At 50.9% G+C, this 15,039-nt stretch carries 16 protein-coding genes; all 16 read left to right on the top strand.

All coding sequences use genetic code 11. The features are described from left to right. Positions 1-36 precede the first annotated feature (36 nt). Positions 37-1,173, top strand: a complete 1,137-nt coding sequence (locus DS731_RS06485; protein ID WP_119500561.1) for a sensor histidine kinase — start codon at positions 37-39, stop codon at positions 1,171-1,173. Beyond that, on the top strand, positions 1,170-2,516 hold the full coding sequence (locus tag DS731_RS06490; RefSeq protein ID WP_119500562.1) for a sigma-54-dependent transcriptional regulator: 1,347 nt from the start codon (positions 1,170-1,172) through the stop codon (positions 2,514-2,516). Before DS731_RS06485 ends, DS731_RS06490 begins: the two co-directional genes overlap by 4 nt. 236 nt (positions 2,517-2,752) lie before the next feature. Further along, the gene (gene fliE / locus DS731_RS06495) at positions 2,753-3,088 is read left to right on the top strand and encodes a flagellar hook-basal body complex protein FliE (RefSeq protein WP_119500563.1); all 336 of its coding nucleotides are present in this window, start codon (positions 2,753-2,755) and stop codon (positions 3,086-3,088) included. A gap of 14 nt (positions 3,089-3,102) precedes the next feature. After that, complete coding sequence (fliF, locus tag DS731_RS06500; RefSeq protein ID WP_119500564.1) at positions 3,103-4,806, top strand: flagellar basal-body MS-ring/collar protein FliF; 1,704 nt, start codon at positions 3,103-3,105, stop codon at positions 4,804-4,806. An 11-nt stretch (positions 4,807-4,817) separates the two neighbouring features. Then, positions 4,818-5,855 carry a flagellar motor switch protein FliG gene (gene fliG, locus DS731_RS06505; RefSeq protein WP_119500565.1) on the top strand — a complete coding sequence of 346 codons (1,038 nt, stop codon included), beginning with the start codon at positions 4,818-4,820 and terminating at the stop codon, positions 5,853-5,855. A 34-nt stretch (positions 5,856-5,889) separates the two neighbouring features. Continuing rightward, a complete protein-coding gene (fliH, locus tag DS731_RS06510) occupies positions 5,890-6,672 on the top strand; it encodes a flagellar assembly protein FliH (RefSeq protein WP_119500566.1) in 783 nt (260 codons plus the stop codon). Continuing rightward, positions 6,665-7,999, top strand: a complete 1,335-nt coding sequence (gene fliI, locus DS731_RS06515) for a flagellar protein export ATPase FliI (protein ID WP_119500567.1) — start codon at positions 6,665-6,667, stop codon at positions 7,997-7,999. The genes fliH and fliI overlap by 8 nt, the downstream gene beginning before the upstream one ends. Positions 8,000-8,004: 5 nt before the next feature. Continuing rightward, positions 8,005-8,454 carry a flagellar export protein FliJ gene (gene fliJ, locus DS731_RS06520; RefSeq protein ID WP_181013656.1) on the top strand — a complete coding sequence of 150 codons (450 nt, stop codon included), beginning with the start codon at positions 8,005-8,007 and terminating at the stop codon, positions 8,452-8,454. 182 nt (positions 8,455-8,636) lie between these two features. Continuing rightward, positions 8,637-10,613, top strand: a complete 1,977-nt coding sequence (locus DS731_RS06525; RefSeq protein ID WP_119500569.1) for a flagellar hook-length control protein FliK — start codon at positions 8,637-8,639, stop codon at positions 10,611-10,613. 85 nt (positions 10,614-10,698) lie between these two features. Continuing rightward, entirely contained in the window at positions 10,699-11,256 is a 558-nt protein-coding gene (gene fliL, locus DS731_RS06530) for a flagellar basal body-associated protein FliL (RefSeq protein ID WP_119500570.1), read from the top strand. Between the two features lie 12 nt (positions 11,257-11,268). Continuing rightward, positions 11,269-12,327: a flagellar motor switch protein FliM gene (gene fliM / locus DS731_RS06535; RefSeq protein WP_119500571.1), complete on the top strand. Its 1,059-nt coding sequence runs from the start codon at positions 11,269-11,271 to the stop codon at positions 12,325-12,327. A gap of 27 nt (positions 12,328-12,354) precedes the next feature. Beyond that, a complete protein-coding gene (gene fliN / locus DS731_RS06540) occupies positions 12,355-12,762 on the top strand; it encodes a flagellar motor switch protein FliN (RefSeq protein ID WP_119500572.1) in 408 nt (135 codons plus the stop codon). 28 nt (positions 12,763-12,790) lie between these two features. Next, positions 12,791-13,210, top strand: a complete 420-nt coding sequence (gene fliO / locus DS731_RS06545; RefSeq protein WP_119503332.1) for a flagellar biosynthetic protein FliO — start codon at positions 12,791-12,793, stop codon at positions 13,208-13,210. After that, entirely contained in the window at positions 13,197-13,964 is a 768-nt protein-coding gene (fliP, locus tag DS731_RS06550; RefSeq protein ID WP_119500573.1) for a flagellar type III secretion system pore protein FliP, read from the top strand. Before fliO ends, fliP begins: the two co-directional genes overlap by 14 nt. A 10-nt stretch (positions 13,965-13,974) precedes the next feature. Further along, positions 13,975-14,244 (top strand): flagellar biosynthesis protein FliQ, encoded by a 270-nt coding sequence (gene fliQ, locus DS731_RS06555; protein ID WP_119500574.1) that lies wholly within the window; start codon positions 13,975-13,977, stop codon positions 14,242-14,244. 12 nt (positions 14,245-14,256) lie between these two features. Further along, positions 14,257-15,039, top strand: a complete 783-nt coding sequence (gene fliR, locus DS731_RS06560; RefSeq protein ID WP_119500575.1) for a flagellar biosynthetic protein FliR — start codon at positions 14,257-14,259, stop codon at positions 15,037-15,039.

Consider the following 15,039-nt stretch of genomic DNA (forward strand, 5'->3'; position numbering starts at 1 on the left):
TCAGGACGTAATGTCTGCTTTTTGACGAGGGTTATCATGACATACGATGGGCATAGCTACGCAGCCGCTGCCGGCGAAGCATCCGTACATTTATCTGACTATCATTACGCGCATTCTGCACAGGCGGAAAGCAGTAGTGATGATATTGATGTGCTTAAAAAGCAGGCCAGTCGTTTATCTCATTTATTGCAGGTCATGCCTGCCGGCGTCATCGTCATTGACGGGCAGGGGATTGTGCGTCAGGCGAACGGTCAGGCTAAGTCACTGTTAGGTGAACCCCTCGAGGGCCAGCTCTGGCGAACCATCATTGCCCGTTCATTTAAACCCCGTGCGGACGACGGCCATGAAGTGTCATTAATTGACGGCCGCCGGGTAAAGCTATCCATTACACCCCTTGATAACGAGCCGGGCCAGCTTATTGTTCTGACCGATCTTACCGAAACCCGGCAATTGCAGGCCAGAGTCAGCCACATGCAGCGCTTATCAGCGCTGGGCAAAATGGTGGCGTCACTGGCGCATCAAATCCGCACGCCGCTTTCTGCTGCGATGTTGTACGCCGCTAATATGAAACGCAAAGGCCTCGGGGAAGCGGCCACAGCCGATTTTGCCGGCAAACTCACAGACCGTCTGAAAGAACTGGAGAGTCAGGTAAACGATATGCTGCTGTTCGCCAAATCCGGTGAAGATCAGGTCGTGTCCGTACTGACACCTGCACAACTCGAAGATGCCATTGTTCCTGTTGCAGAAACCATGACCCGTCAGGCCGGCGTGAATTTATCCGTCAGCGGTTTCAGTGCTGACGCCACACTTACCGGCAATCTTACAGCCCTGCAGGGAGCGTTACTTAATCTTGTACATAACGCCTGTCAGGTCAGTGAAGCCGGCGGGACGGTCTACGTCAATGCCGTTTGCAGCGGTGAACACATTGCTGTTTCTGTGATTGATGAGGGGCCGGGTGTTCCGGCAGCTGTGCGCCAGAAAATTTTTGAACCGTTTTTCACTACGAAAACCCATGGCACGGGCCTGGGACTGGCGGTAGTGAAATCTGTTGTGAATGCACACAAAGGCCGGCTTGGTGTGACTAATTTAGAGGGACAGGGAGCGTGCTTCACCATGACGCTGCCTGTTACCCGGACCACTTTATCCCCTGAGAATACAGGAGACCTTGTATGAGCCACTCTACTATTTTGATTGTTGAAGACGACGCGGGGTTGCGTGAAGCATTAAATGACACGCTGAAACTGGCTGATTACCGGGTTATTGCTGCGGCTTCTGCAGAAAATGCACTGATTCAGCTGGCTGCGGAGAAAGTTGATCTCGTCGTCAGTGACATTCAGATGGGTGACATGAACGGTCTGACCCTGCTGAAGAATATCAAAGCCCGCTATCCCCAGTTACCGGTATTGCTGATGACGGCGTATGCCACCATTGATGATGCGGTTCAGGCCATGCGTGACGGAGCGACAGATTATCTGTCCAAACCGTTTGCTCCTGAGGTACTGCTGAATCTGGTCAGCCGCTATGCACCGGCACATAAAATTGAGTCCCGTACGCCCATTGCGGCAGATCCCGGCAGTCTGAGATTGCTGGAGTTGTCACGCAAGGTTGCCGGTTCTGATGCCACAGTAATGGTGCTGGGGCCAAGCGGTTCCGGTAAAGAAGTGCTGTCCCGTTATATCCACGATCAGTCATCCCGCGCTGCAGAAGCGTTCGTGGCGATCAACTGCGCGGCCATTCCTGAAAATATGCTGGAAGCCACATTGTTTGGTTATGAAAAAGGTGCCTTTACCGGCGCGGTTCAGGCATGTCCCGGCAAATTTGAGCAGGCGCAGAACGGCACTATTCTGCTGGATGAAATTACCGAAATGGACCTGGCTCTGCAGGCGAAATTACTGCGTGTATTACAGGAAAAAGAGGTCGAGCGCCTGGGCGGACGCAAAACTATTGCGCTGGATGTCCGGGTCATTGCCACCAGTAACCGGGATTTGCGTCAGGCTGTAGAGGCGGGGGAGTTCCGCGAAGATTTATATTATCGCCTGAATGTCTTCCCGGTGGTCTGGTTGCCGCTGGCGAAAAGGCCGGGTGATATTGTTCCGCTGGCCGAACACCTGATCCAGCGTCATACCGGCGGTCAGCGTGAAAGTACGCTGCGTTTGTCCGGTGCCGCCAGAAACAAGCTGGTTCAGTATGACTGGCCGGGCAATGTGCGGGAACTGGAAAATGTTATCCAGCGCGCTTTAATCCTGTGTGACGGTGAAGTTATCGAATCCTCTGATCTGATGATTGATATGGCTGCTACACTGGCAAGCCATAGTATTCAGGCTGATGAAGTGGTAACCGACGACAGTAAGCTCGGTTCTGAGCTGCGTCATCAGGAACATCAGATAATCCTTGATACCCTGCAGTTGTGTAAAGGGAAACGTAAGGAAGTGGCTGAAAAGCTTGGTATCAGTCCCCGTACCCTGCGCTACAAACTGGCCAGAATGCGGGAAGAAGGTATCGACGTTCCTGCCTGATTAATATTGCATCAATGCATTCATTGCAAGTGTGTGTTTCACACTAAAGCCTCTTGCCACGGCAGCCGCCGTGGCTTTTTTCGTTTTTCTCTCCTGCCTGTGTCATTAATTTGGCATTCTTTCTAACTTGCTGATTAAATTGAAAAATAAAAGTTGGTATTGCTTTTGCTGTTGTCTGTTTAAGAACCAGTGTCAGACAGCTTTCTGACGATAAGCAATATAATGAGGAGTGGGGTATGGACGTTAAAGCCAACAGTTTGTATCAGGAGATGCAATCAATGATCGGCCAGACTCGTCTGCAGGCTACAGAGATGCCCGAACAGGCACTCGAAGTAAAAAATGCCTCTGCCAGCGATTTTTCAGCCATGTTGAAACAGGCCGTTGAAGGTGTGAACAACATGCAGATGGAATCAAAATCAATGCAACAACGCTTTGAGATGGGCGACCCGTCATTAAGTCTTGCCGAAGTCATGCTGACCAAAGAAAAAGCAGGCATTGCCTTTGAAGCGACCGTTCAGGTACGCAACAAGGTGCTGGAAGCTTATAAAACCATCATGAACATGCCGGTGTAGTGGAGTAGTACGTCATGGCCGAAGCAACAGGTACTAACCTGACAGTCAGCGACTCAACCGGCGAAACCGGCGGTTCAGACGCGGAGAACAAATCCGGATTCATGGACACGCTGGGCAGTGCCGACATGGTGCGCCAGATGGCACTGGTCGTTGTACTGGTGATTTGTGTGGCCATCGCCATTTTCATTTTATTGTGGGCACAGGAGCCGGATTTCCGGCCGCTGGCGAAAATGGAAACCGAAGAGCTTATCGAAACACTGGATTACCTGGATGCCAGTCAAATCGAATACAAGCTGGAAGGTAATACCATATATGTACGCAGCGACGAGTTTCAGGATGTGCGCCTGGGAATGACCCGTCAGGGACTTACCCGTGCGGGAGATGCCGGCACCGATATCATCATGCAGGACATGGGATTCGGTGTATCTCAACGGGTAGAAATGGAGCGTCTTAAACACGCCCGTGAACAACAGATTGCAGCCACAATCGAAGACATGGCAAGCATTCAGAAAGCCCGTGTTTTACTGGCTATGCCAAAAGAAAATGTGTTTGCCCGCCGGGAAAAGAAAGCCAGTGCTACCGTTGTGCTTACGGCCAAACGTGGCAAAGTGATTGCCGGTGAAGAAGTGGATGCGGTGGTGGATATCGTCGCTTCCGCTGTGCAGGGCATGGAGCCGTCACGGGTTACCGTTACAGACAGCAATGGACGTCTGCTGAATTCCGGTTCGCAGGATTCCATGAGCGCACGGGCGCGGAAAGAATATGAAATCGAGCGTCAGCGTGAACAGGAATATCTGGAGAAAATTGACGCCATTCTGATCCCTGTTCTCGGGATCGGTAACTACACGGCGCAGGCTGATATTTCCATGGACTTTACGGCTATGGAGCAAACCCAGCGTACATACAATCCGGACCTTCCTGCTGTACGCAGTGAAATGACGGTAGAATCAAATTCTGTTGGCTCTATCGCCGGCGGTATCCCGGGCGCGCTGAGTAACCAGCCGCCGCTGGAATCTAATATTCCTGAAAACGCCATCGGACAGGATGGTCAGTCAGCGCCGGTTCCCGGACGCAGCAACCGCGAGTCCACGAAAAACTATGAGCTGGATACCACTATCAGCCATACCAAAAAGCAAACCGGTGTGATCAGACGTCTCAGTGTGTCTGTGGCGGTGGATCACGACCGTACCGTTGCGGAAGACGGCAGTGTCACCACCGCACCGAAAAGTCAGGAGCAACTGTTAAATATCCGCCGTCTGCTGCAGGGTGGTATAGGGTTCGACGTCGCCCGCGGAGATTCCCTGGAAGTCGTCAGTGTGCCGTTCACGCGGATGGATGCAGAAGGTGTTGAAGAAGTGCCTTTCTGGGAACGTCCGGAAATCTTACCTATACTTAAACTGGTAGTGGGTGGGTTGATCATCATTGTATTGATTATCTTCGTGATAAGACCCATGTTACGTCGTCTTATCAATCCTGATGAATCGAAAGACACCGACGAGTTTGATGCAGATGAAAGTCTCGACCTGGGTGATGACACTATCAGCATGCTGAGTCAGGATTTCGACGAAGCACAGGTTGGCTTCGCGCCGGACGGCTCACTGATGCTGCCGGATCTGCATAAAGATGAAGATGTTCTTAAAGCCGTGCGTGCGCTGGTGGCCAATGAGCCGGAGCTGTCTGCACAGGTTGTTAAGGGCTGGTTGACACTGGATGATTAAGGTTCAACGTAATGCCTGATGAAATGGCTCAAAGCGAACAAAGTTACGATATCAGTAAGTTAGAAGGGGTGGAGAAAGCCGCTATCCTGTTACTGAGCTTATCGGAAGAAGATGCCGCGCAAATTTTAAAACACCTGGAGCCGAAGCAAGTGCAGAAGCTCGGTGGTGAGATGGCAAAAATCGAAGACATGACACAGCCGAAAATTACGGCGGTGCATAAGCATTTCATCGAAGAAATTCAGAATTACAGTACCATCGGATTCCAGAGCCAGGACTTCGTTAAACGGGCGCTGACTGCGGCATTAGGTGAAGATAAAGCCGCAAACCTGATTGACCAAATCCTCATGGGCAGTGGTGCTAAAGGCCTGGATTCACTCAAATGGATGGATTCCAAACAGGTTGCCAGCATCATCCGGAACGAGCACCCCCAGATCCAGACTATTGTATTGTCTTACCTTGAGCCGGAGCAAAGTGCCGAGATTTTGTCTCAGTTCCCGGAAAAAGTGCGTCTCGATTTGTTGATGCGTATTGCCAACCTGGAAGAAGTGCAGCCGGCGGCACTGCAGGAACTGAACGAGATCATGGAGAAACAGTTTGCCGGTCAGGCTGGTACTCAGGCAGCGAAAATGGGCGGCCTGAAGTCTGCTGCCGATATCATGAACTACCTCGATACCTCCATTGAAGGTCAGTTGATGGATGCTATCCGTGAGCAGGATGAGGAAATGAGCCAGCAGATCCAGGATCTGATGTTCGTCTTCGATAATCTGATTGACGTGGATGAGAGAGGTATTCAGGCCATCCTCCGCGAGGTTAATCAGGATTCACTGCTCAAAGCGATTAAAGGTGCTGACGAAGAGCTTAAAAACAAAATCACCGGTAACATGTCCAAACGTGCTGCTGAAATGCTGCTGGATGATCTCGAAGCACTGGGGCCGGTTCGCTTGTCTGAAGTGGAAACTGCGCAAAAAGAAATTCTGTCTGTTGCCAGACGTCTGGCTGACTCCGGTGAAATTATGCTGGGCGGCGGCGGTGGCGAAGAATTCCTGTGATAAGTGCTTGTGCAGTTAACGGGTGCCAGATTGTATGAATGATAATTCAACACCAGATGACGAATTTAACGAGGCTAAATCCTGGGATTTGCCGTTTTTGTCTGACGAAAAATCAACGCAGGATTTACAACGCACAAATGCGCTGAATCGCCGCAGCGACTGGAAATATGAACCTCCGGAGCCGGAAGAAGAAGAGATCCTGCCTCCTACTGCTGAAGAAATTGAAGCCATCCGTCAGTCAGCCCATGATGAGGGCTACAACGAAGGCAAGCAGACCGGCTTTGAGGAAGGCAAAGCGCAGGGATATACCGAAGGCAAAGAGCAGGGCCATGGTGAAGGTCTGGAGGCCGGCAAAGCCGAAGGTCTGGAGGCCGCTCAGGCTGAAATAGATGCACTGGCTGCAAACTGGACATCTCTTGCAGATAATCTCACTGCGCCGTTATCGCAGGTAAATGATGATACCCGCAAACAACTGGTCAGGCTGGCTGTATCACTGGCAAGGGCAGTGATCCGCACCGAAGTGAAAACCGGTGAAGACGCTATTTTGCAGGCGCTGGCAGAAGGATTAAAAGCCCTGCCGGTGAACGAAACCCATTATCACATCACCATGCACCCCGACGACATACAACTGGTCACAGAGCATTACGGAAAAGACGTAGTGGAACAGAAAGGCTGGCAGTTTATTGAATCACCGGCAATGTCCCGTGGCGGCTGCGATATTACCACCCAACAGAATGCTGTTGATGTGTCTGTAGAGCGCCGCTGCAAAGACATACTTAACAAATTCCTCCTCGACCGGGGGCTTTCAGATGACTAGTCCCTGGGGCAGTTATTTTGAAGATCTTGTCGACCAGATCCCCCAGCCTCCCGTGGTTGCCGCCGGAAAACTGGTTCGTGGTATTGGTCTCACCCTGGAAGCCGTCGGCTGTCAGCTGCCTGTTGGCAGTCAGTGTATGGTGCAGACCATTGAAGGGGAAATTGAAGCTGAAGTCGTCGGTTTCGGCGACGATATTACTTATCTTATGCCCACTGAAGCGGTGCGCGGGATTGTACCCGGCTCAAGGGTGTTGCCGTTAAACCGTGAAAGTGGTCTGGCTGTGGGTATGGGTCTGCTCGGTCGTGTGGTCGACGGTAATGGTCAGCCTCTTGATGGATTAGGACCGGTAAAAACCGACACCCGCGTGCCCACCACCAAACCACCCATCAACCCGCTGACACGCCGGCCAATCTCTGAACCTATGGATGTGGGTGTACGTGCAATTAACGCATTGAACACAGTCGGCGTAGGGCAGCGGATGGGACTCTTTGCCGGATCCGGTGTGGGTAAATCAGTGTTGCTGGGCATGATGACCCGTGGCTGTGAAGCTGATGTGGTGGTCGTGGGTCTTGTGGGAGAACGGGGCCGTGAGGTTAAAGAGTTTATCCACGATATCCTTACTGAAGAGGAACGTCAGCGCGCCGTGGTTGTGGCTGCACCGGCAGACACTTCACCGTTAATGCGCCTGAAAGGCTGTGAAACAGCCGTGACGATTGCTGAGTATTTCCGCGACCAGGGCATGAACGTATTGCTGCTGATTGATTCTCTGACCCGTTATGCCATGGCGCAACGGGAAATCGCGCTCGCCGTAGGCGAACCCCCGGCAACTAAAGGCTATCCGCCCTCTGTGTTTGCACGCTTACCGGCACTGGTTGAGCGTGCCGGTAATGGCAGTGCCGGTCAGGGCTCAATCACTGCTTTCTATACAGTTTTAACCGAAGGCGATGATTTACAGGATCCCATTGCCGATGCGGCAAGGGCTATTCTTGACGGTCACGTGGTGTTGTCACGTACGCTGGCAGACAGTGGCCACTATCCGGCAATTGATATTGAAGTGTCTATCAGCCGGGTGATGCCTATGGTGACCAGTGACGAGCATTTACAGCAGGCGCGGCGTATTCGTCAGGTGTATTCCACGTATAAGCAAAACCGCGATCTTATTTCTATCGGTGCCTATGCGAAAGGCTCTGATCCCCGTATTGATCTCGCTATCCGTGCGGAACCGGCTATTAATGCATTCCTGCAGCAAGGCATGAAAAACGTTCTGCCCTATGATGAGTGTCTGCAGGGCATGTCGGCACTGGCCGGCGGGTTAGGTAAAGGATAACGTCAATGAGTCAGCTTGCACTGGTTGCAAAATTCGAACTGGAAAAAGAGCAGAAAGCTGCGCAGCAGTTTCAGCTTGCTCAACAGCACGTTACTCAACAGCGTCAAAAACTCAGCAATTTGCAACAGTACCGTCTTGATTATGTCCGGCAAATACAGGCAACCGGTAAAGGTGGTGTGGCGGCGAAAGCTTACCATCAGCATTTGTCGTTTGTCGGGAAGCTGGATAAAGCCTGTCAGCAGCAAATGAATGTGATTTCTCAGGCATCACTGGTCGCTGAGCAGCGTAAAAGGGCTTGGCTGGAGCAGCAAAAGCGCCGTAAAGCGGTGGATATGCTCATTGACAAAAAAGCACAGGAAGCACAGCGTATTGAAGCCCGCCGCGAACAGCAAATGCTTGATGAATATGCCTCGCAGAAATTCTTCAGAAATCAATTAACTAAATCTCCATTCTAACTACCTGTGCCCCTGTTGCGGTATGAACAAATCCGGCGGTGCCGTAATTAATGTCTTCTTTAACGTCTGAAACCGGCGACCTGGAACAGGTTTTGCGTAGTTGTTAACGTGAAAGTAACTAACCCGCAAATACCACTGTTTTTTGACAGAAATACGGGGTTTCCGGGAAGAGGATTAAGATTATGATGCAACAAGTTGCCACTCAGCGTTCAGAAATTGCCGCTTTGCCGATAGATATCGATACATCCGCCGGTGTATCGACGTCTGACGGACAGCAACAGGCCTTTGCTGATGTGTTTAACCGCGCTGCCACACCGGCAGAGCAGGCAAGAAAATCCTCTTCTGCCAGTCAGCGTCCTGATAATACTACAGATGCCAAATCCGTGGACAATAAACGCAGTGTCTCCTCCCGTGATTCACAAACAAGCCGTGAGCCCATGGAACGGAATAAAAACCATGTGGCAGACGAACACAAAGTGACTGAATCTGCGCAAACTGCCGCAAAACAATCTGCTAAAGAAAAGGCAGACGTTGAGAAAAGTAATGCATCTGAAAACGGTGACGCAAATGCCGCAGTAGCAGCAGAGGCTGAGTCAGAAACAAACGCGGAAATCGCCGCTTCTGCAGATACGCAGAGTGCCACTGACGAAGCCGGTGATGCCACAGACTGGCTGTCTTTTGTTGATGCCGTGCGGCGTCTGAACGAAGGTGAACTTAACACCGGTGCACAGGTAGAAGGTGATGTCACTCTGGCTACCAGTGTTGAAGCGTTGCCGGAGGAACTGCACCTTGACGCATTGATCAGCGGCGAAGAACTGTTTGCCGGTAATGGCAGTGATGAGCTTGAAGCGCTGATCGCCGGCTTAAAAGAGGCGCAAAAAACGCAATCCGGAACGGGTGAAAGTAATGAAATTGACGGCAATGAGTCATTACAGGCCCTTGCTGAAGCCCTTAACGAAGCTGTGAACGCGCTGATTGCCGCACAGGAAGAGGAAAGCACTGCCGCCGGGGATGCAGAAATCTCAGATGAAGAGGCAATGAAGCTGGCTGCCGCCATGATTGCTGCTATGAATAAGGCGTCAGGCAAAGATGTGAACAAAGCGGCCTCAGAGACTACTGAAAATGCCGGCTTGACTGAAAGTGAACTGGAAGCAGAAGCTGCCTTGCTGGTTTCTCTGATGAAAGCAGAAATGAGCGGCGAATCCGGTGCGGATAATCAACAAAGCGGGAAAGAACAGCAAACACTGAACAGTAGTGCATCTGCAAATGCTGAAGCGGGCATTGTCGCACAAAGTACAGCCGGCGAGTTTGCCAAAATACTGGCGTCATCATCAGAAGAATCACAGACACTGGTGACAGATAACCTGGCTGATAAGGTGGTGGCTATGTTGCCCGATAACGCCAGTGAAGGTCAGAAAGCAGAAGTAAAACAAGGCGTCATCGATGCTGTTAAGCAGTTTCAGGCTCAGTTGCAAAGCGGCAGTGAACAACAATCAGCGCTGGAAGCGATGATTGCCGGTGCCATTGAAGAAGCGGACGTTGCGCCGGTGGAGAATCTTGAGGTCATGCTGCAAACTGAAATGAGACAACTCACTGCCATTACGGGGACCGCTTCGCAACTGGCGCAGGGCACCACAGTGACAGCTCTGGCATCACTTCATTCGGGCTCAGATACTACCGTAGCTGATATTCAGCAGGCCCGCACAGAACGCTCAGCCGCTCAACAGGCCGCTGATGCAGACAAGCCGGTGAATATTCATCAACCGGAAGGTCAGCAGCAACTGGCTGAGAAGGTACGCTGGATGGTCAATGCCAGAAATTCCATGGCGGAAATCCGCCTCGATCCGCCGGAATTGGGTAGCATGCAGGTGCGGGTAAATGTATCCGGTGACGCCGCGACGGTAAACTTTGTCGTACAGTCAGCGCAGGCCAGAGATGCTCTGGCTCAGGCCGAGCCGCGCCTGCGTGAAATGCTGGCAGAGCAGGGAATTAATCTGGGTGAATCTTTTGTCAGTCAGCAACAACAGGGTGGCAACGGTGAAGGCAGTCAGCATGGGGGCGGAAATGGCCAGCTTGCACAGGAAGCCGGCGAAGACACACAAGTAACAGAACAATCGCTTACCCGCCAGGCACAGGGCGGAATTGATGACTATGCTTAACCATGAGCAGACATACGCAATGGTTATTGCCAATTGTCTGTAATTCACCATAATACTCGCCAAAATGGTTAACGGGGAAAGCGCAATGGCTGATGAAGAGTTACAAATCGAAGAAGAAGGTGGCGGCAAGAAAAGTAAGATGATGTTGATCATCATTATTGCTGTGGTATTGATTGGTGGCGGTGCCGGCGCTTATTTCTTTCTGTTTGCCGGTGGTGATGAGCCCGCAGCAGAAGCATTAGCTGAAGGCGAAGAAGGCGCAGCCGCCGAAGGTGAAGGCGAAGCACCGGAAGCTGCTCCCGCATCAGGTTCAGCGGAAGTGGGAACAGCCTTATATGTTGCTTTACCGCAACCCTTATTGTTTCATATTCCGGGCAGTGGCCGTGAGCGTACGGTACAGATTAAAATTCAGTTGCTGGTCAGGGGCACTGATAATGAAGAAACTGCGAAAGTGAATATTCCGCTTATTCAGGGGCGTTTATTGCAAGTCTTCAGCAGCAGTAATGCCGATGATCTGGTCACAGAAGCGGGCAAAATCGAATTGCGGGAGAAAGCCCTTGAAGAAGTACAGTCGGCCATGAAGGAATATACAGGGTCAGAAGTGGTTGAACAGGTATTGTTCACAGGTTTCGTGATGCAATAACGGGTTATCACAGTGAGCGATTTATTATCACAAGACGAAATTGATGCGCTGTTACATGGTGTCGATGATGTCGAAGAAGAAGAGGTATCGGACGCACCCTCCGACAGATCTGCGCTGGAATATGATTTCTCCTCGCAGGACCGGATTGTACGTGGCCGTATGCCCACGCTGGAAATTGTTAACGAGCGTTTTGCCCGGCATTTGCGGGTGAGCTTGTTTAACATGATGCGCCGGTCTGCCGAAGTCTCTATTAACGGCATCCAGATGATCAAATTCGGCGAGTACATTCACACACTGTTTGTACCCACGAGTCTGAACATGGTGCGCTTCCGTCCGCTGAAAGGGACGGGGCTCATTACCATGGAAGCCAGACTGGTGTTTATTCTGGTGGATAACTTCTTCGGTGGTGATGGCCGCTATCACGCGAAAATCGAAGGTCGCGAATTTACGCCTACTGAACGGCGTATTATTCAGATGTTGCTGAAAATTATTTTCGAAGACTACAAAGAAGCCTGGGCGCCGGTCATGGATGTTTCTTTTGAGTATCTGGATTCTGAAGTTAACCCGGCCATGGCTAATATTGTCAGCCCCACGGAAGTGGTAGTTATCAGTTCCTTCCACATAGAACTGGACGGTGGCGGTGGTGATTTTCACGTGTCGTTGCCCTATTCCATGTTGGAACCTATTCGTGAATTACTCGATGCGGGTGTGCAATCTGATAAAGAAGACACCGATTTACGCTGGAGTAAGGCACTGCGTGACGAAATTCTTGACGTAAAAGTGGCATTAACCACGCATATGCTGGATGTGGACGTGCCGCTGCGTCAAATTATGGAATTTAAAGCCGGGGATATCATTCCGGTGGAAATGCCGGAGCACATTACTGTGCTGATTGAAGATCTCCCCACGTTCCGGGCTAAGCTCGGACGCTCCAGAGATGCGCTGGCACTGAAAATTTCCGATAAGATCCCGCGTCCGACGTCGGTGAAATCGGAACTGCAATTATTAACCCGCGGCGGGCGCGTTATTGATAACGACGCTGAGCTGCAAGTACTTGAAGAAGATCTGTAGTGACGATCTTAGTAAGAGGGCAAAGTCATGAGTGATAATGACGGAATGGACGACTGGGCCGCAGCCATGGCCGAGCAGGCTGATGCTGAAGCTGGCGAAGGTGAAGGTGGTGATGACGTTCAGGTTGCTGAGTTAGATGAGCTGACCGATGATGCGCCGATTACTCAGGAAGAGAAAAAGAAACTCGATACCATTTTAGATATTCCTGTGACCATTTCTATGGAAGTGGGACGCAGCCAGATAAGCATCCGTAACCTGCTACAATTGAACCAGGGTTCCGTGGTCGAGCTGGACCGGGTGGCCGGTGAACCACTGGATGTTCTGGTAAATGGCACGTTGATTGCTCATGGAGAGGTAGTAGTGGTCAACGATAAGTTTGGTATTCGGTTAACGGATGTTATCAGTCAAATCGAGAGAATCAAAAAGCTTCGCTAAAACGCTTTCTAAAACAGGGGGTTGCATTCTGCTGCCCCTGTTATTTAGCCATCAGGTCTGTGCTCAAAGCACCCAGTCAATAACTAATCCCACGTCTGTACTGTCAATTTTTCTATCATTGCTGGTGGTTGTCGGCATTATATTTTCCCTCGCCTGGCTTATGCGCCGGTTTAATGTCACTCATGCTGCGAACGGGCAGATGAAAGTGGTTGCCAGCATGATGGCCGGTGCCAAAGAGCGCATTATGGTTATTCAGGTGGGTGACGAGCAGCATCTCATCGGCGTGACTGCTCACAACATCAATCATCTCAGTAAACTGGAAACGCCATTAGCACCTGCCGGAAACGGACAGGAGAGTAACGGTGCCGATTTTCGTCAGAAACTGGTTAAAGCTATGGCTGGCGCCATGAATCCGGCAGTGAAAGGAGAGGGCAATGATAAACAATAAATGGTTGTGCCGTTTTCTGACACTCTGTCCGCTATTATTTCTTCTGGCTCTGCCTGCCAGTGCCCAGCAGGGGATTTCTGCTGTCACTGTGACCACCAATGCGGACGGCACGCAGGATTATTCAATGACGTTGCAGGCATTGTTCATCATGTCTGCGCTGAGCCTTATTCCTGCGTTTATTATGATGATGACGTCATTCACCCGTATTATCGTAGTGTTATCCATTCTCCGTCAGGCCATTGGCCTGCAGCAGTCTCCTTCCAATCAAATCCTTATCGGCGTGAGCCTGTTTCTGTCTATGTTTATCATGACGCCGGTGTTTGAAGAGGTAAACGAGCGCGCCCTGCAACCTTATCTGAACGAGGAGATGACCTCCCGCCAGGCGCTGGAAGAAGCGGCAGAACCCATGCGGGCGTTTATGTTGTCACAAACCCGGGTGAAAGATCTGGAAACCTTTGTCCGTATTGCCGGCGATGAAGATAAGTATGATGAGCCTGCAGATGTGCCGCTGACCATTCTGATCCCGTCATTCGTGACCAGCGAGCTGAAAACCGCATTTCAAATTGGCTTCATGTTGTTTATTCCGTTCCTCATTATTGACCTGGTCGTGGCATCCATTCTTATGGCGATGGGTATGATGATGCTGTCGCCGATGATTGTGTCACTGCCCTTTAAATTAATGCTGTTTGTACTGGTGGATGGCTGGAATCTGATATTCGGCACTCTGGCAACCAGTTTCGGCATGGGCGTTTAGGAGACAACACATGACACCTGAAGTCTTTGTCCAAATTCTCCGTGAATCCATGTTTATGGTTATCCTGCTGGTGTCAGCGGTGATTGTGCCCAGCATGATTGTGGGTCTGATTGTGGCAGTGTTTCAGGCAGCCACATCAATTAACGAACAGACAATGAGTTTCCTGCCAAGGCTTATCGTGACCTTGCTGGCACTGGCGTGGGGAGGTAACTGGCTGGTGGAGCAACTGATGGACTTTACTTTTCATATGGTCAATCAAATCCCTCAGGTCGTCGGGTAAAGGTTACGTTCCGTGAACGTGGATTTATCTACCATTAATCAGTTTCTGGCTGATATGTTGCTGCCGTTTATGCGCATCAGCGGCATGTTTGCAGCCATGATTGGATTAAGTGCCAAATCTATTCCCCAGTCGGTGAGAGCCCTGCTGGCTATCTTTCTGACTCTGGTGATTATGCCGGTCGTTAAACCGGTACCCGTGGACGATTTGGTCGGCGTAGGATCTTTTCTGATGGTTATTCAGCAGTTGCTGATTGGAATCGCCATAGGGTTTATATCTATGATGGTCCTGAACACCTTTGTTCTGGCAGGTCAGATCATCGCCATGCAAACCGGTCTGGGGTTTGCCTCCATTGTCGACCCGGTAAACGGAATTAACGTGCCGGCAGTCGGTCAGTTTTATCTTATTCTGGCGACGTTGCTTTTCTGGACCGTTGACGGCCATCTTGCCATGATCCAGATGATTGTTATCAGCTTTGATGCGTTTCCCATCGGCGAAGCCTGGTGGACAGCAGACCAGTTCCGCGATATTGCAGAATGGGGCGGCTGGATGTTTGTGTCTGCGATTACGTTATCGCTGGCACCTATCGTGTCACTGTTGATCGTGAACCTTGCGTTCGGGGTGATGACCAAGGCATCGCCACAGTTAAATATTTTCAGCATTGGTTTTTCCATTGCGCAAATCATGGGGTTAATCATTATCTGGATTACCCTCGATAACTTTACGTCCCACTTTGCCACCCAGTGGCAACGTGCTCAGCAATTCATGTGCGAGTTGCTGATGATCTGTCCCGTGTGA

Origin of the sequence: Alteromonas sp. RKMC-009, assembly GCF_003584565.2 — a bacterium.
Lineage (GTDB): Bacteria > Pseudomonadota > Gammaproteobacteria > Enterobacterales > Alteromonadaceae > Alteromonas.

Bases quoted from the DNA above. Each gene is read 5' to 3' on its own strand.
- DS731_RS06485 (WP_119500561.1), top strand. From the start codon at position 37: ATGACATACGATGGGCATAGCTACGCAGCCGCTGCCGGCGAAGCATCC.
- DS731_RS06490 (WP_119500562.1), top strand. From the start codon at position 1,170: ATGAGCCACTCTACTATTTTGATTGTTGAAGACGACGCGGGGTTGCGT.
- fliE (WP_119500563.1), top strand. From the start codon at position 2,753: ATGGACGTTAAAGCCAACAGTTTGTATCAGGAGATGCAATCAATGATC.
- fliF (WP_119500564.1), top strand. From the start codon at position 3,103: ATGGCCGAAGCAACAGGTACTAACCTGACAGTCAGCGACTCAACCGGC.
- fliG (WP_119500565.1), top strand. From the start codon at position 4,818: ATGCCTGATGAAATGGCTCAAAGCGAACAAAGTTACGATATCAGTAAG.
- fliH (WP_119500566.1), top strand. From the start codon at position 5,890: ATGAATGATAATTCAACACCAGATGACGAATTTAACGAGGCTAAATCC.
- fliI (WP_119500567.1), top strand. From the start codon at position 6,665: ATGACTAGTCCCTGGGGCAGTTATTTTGAAGATCTTGTCGACCAGATC.
- fliJ (WP_181013656.1), top strand. From the start codon at position 8,005: ATGAGTCAGCTTGCACTGGTTGCAAAATTCGAACTGGAAAAAGAGCAG.
- DS731_RS06525 (WP_119500569.1), top strand. From the start codon at position 8,637: ATGATGCAACAAGTTGCCACTCAGCGTTCAGAAATTGCCGCTTTGCCG.
- fliL (WP_119500570.1), top strand. From the start codon at position 10,699: ATGGCTGATGAAGAGTTACAAATCGAAGAAGAAGGTGGCGGCAAGAAA.
- fliN (WP_119500572.1), top strand. From the start codon at position 12,355: ATGAGTGATAATGACGGAATGGACGACTGGGCCGCAGCCATGGCCGAG.
- fliP (WP_119500573.1), top strand. From the start codon at position 13,197: ATGATAAACAATAAATGGTTGTGCCGTTTTCTGACACTCTGTCCGCTA.
- fliQ (WP_119500574.1), top strand. From the start codon at position 13,975: ATGACACCTGAAGTCTTTGTCCAAATTCTCCGTGAATCCATGTTTATG.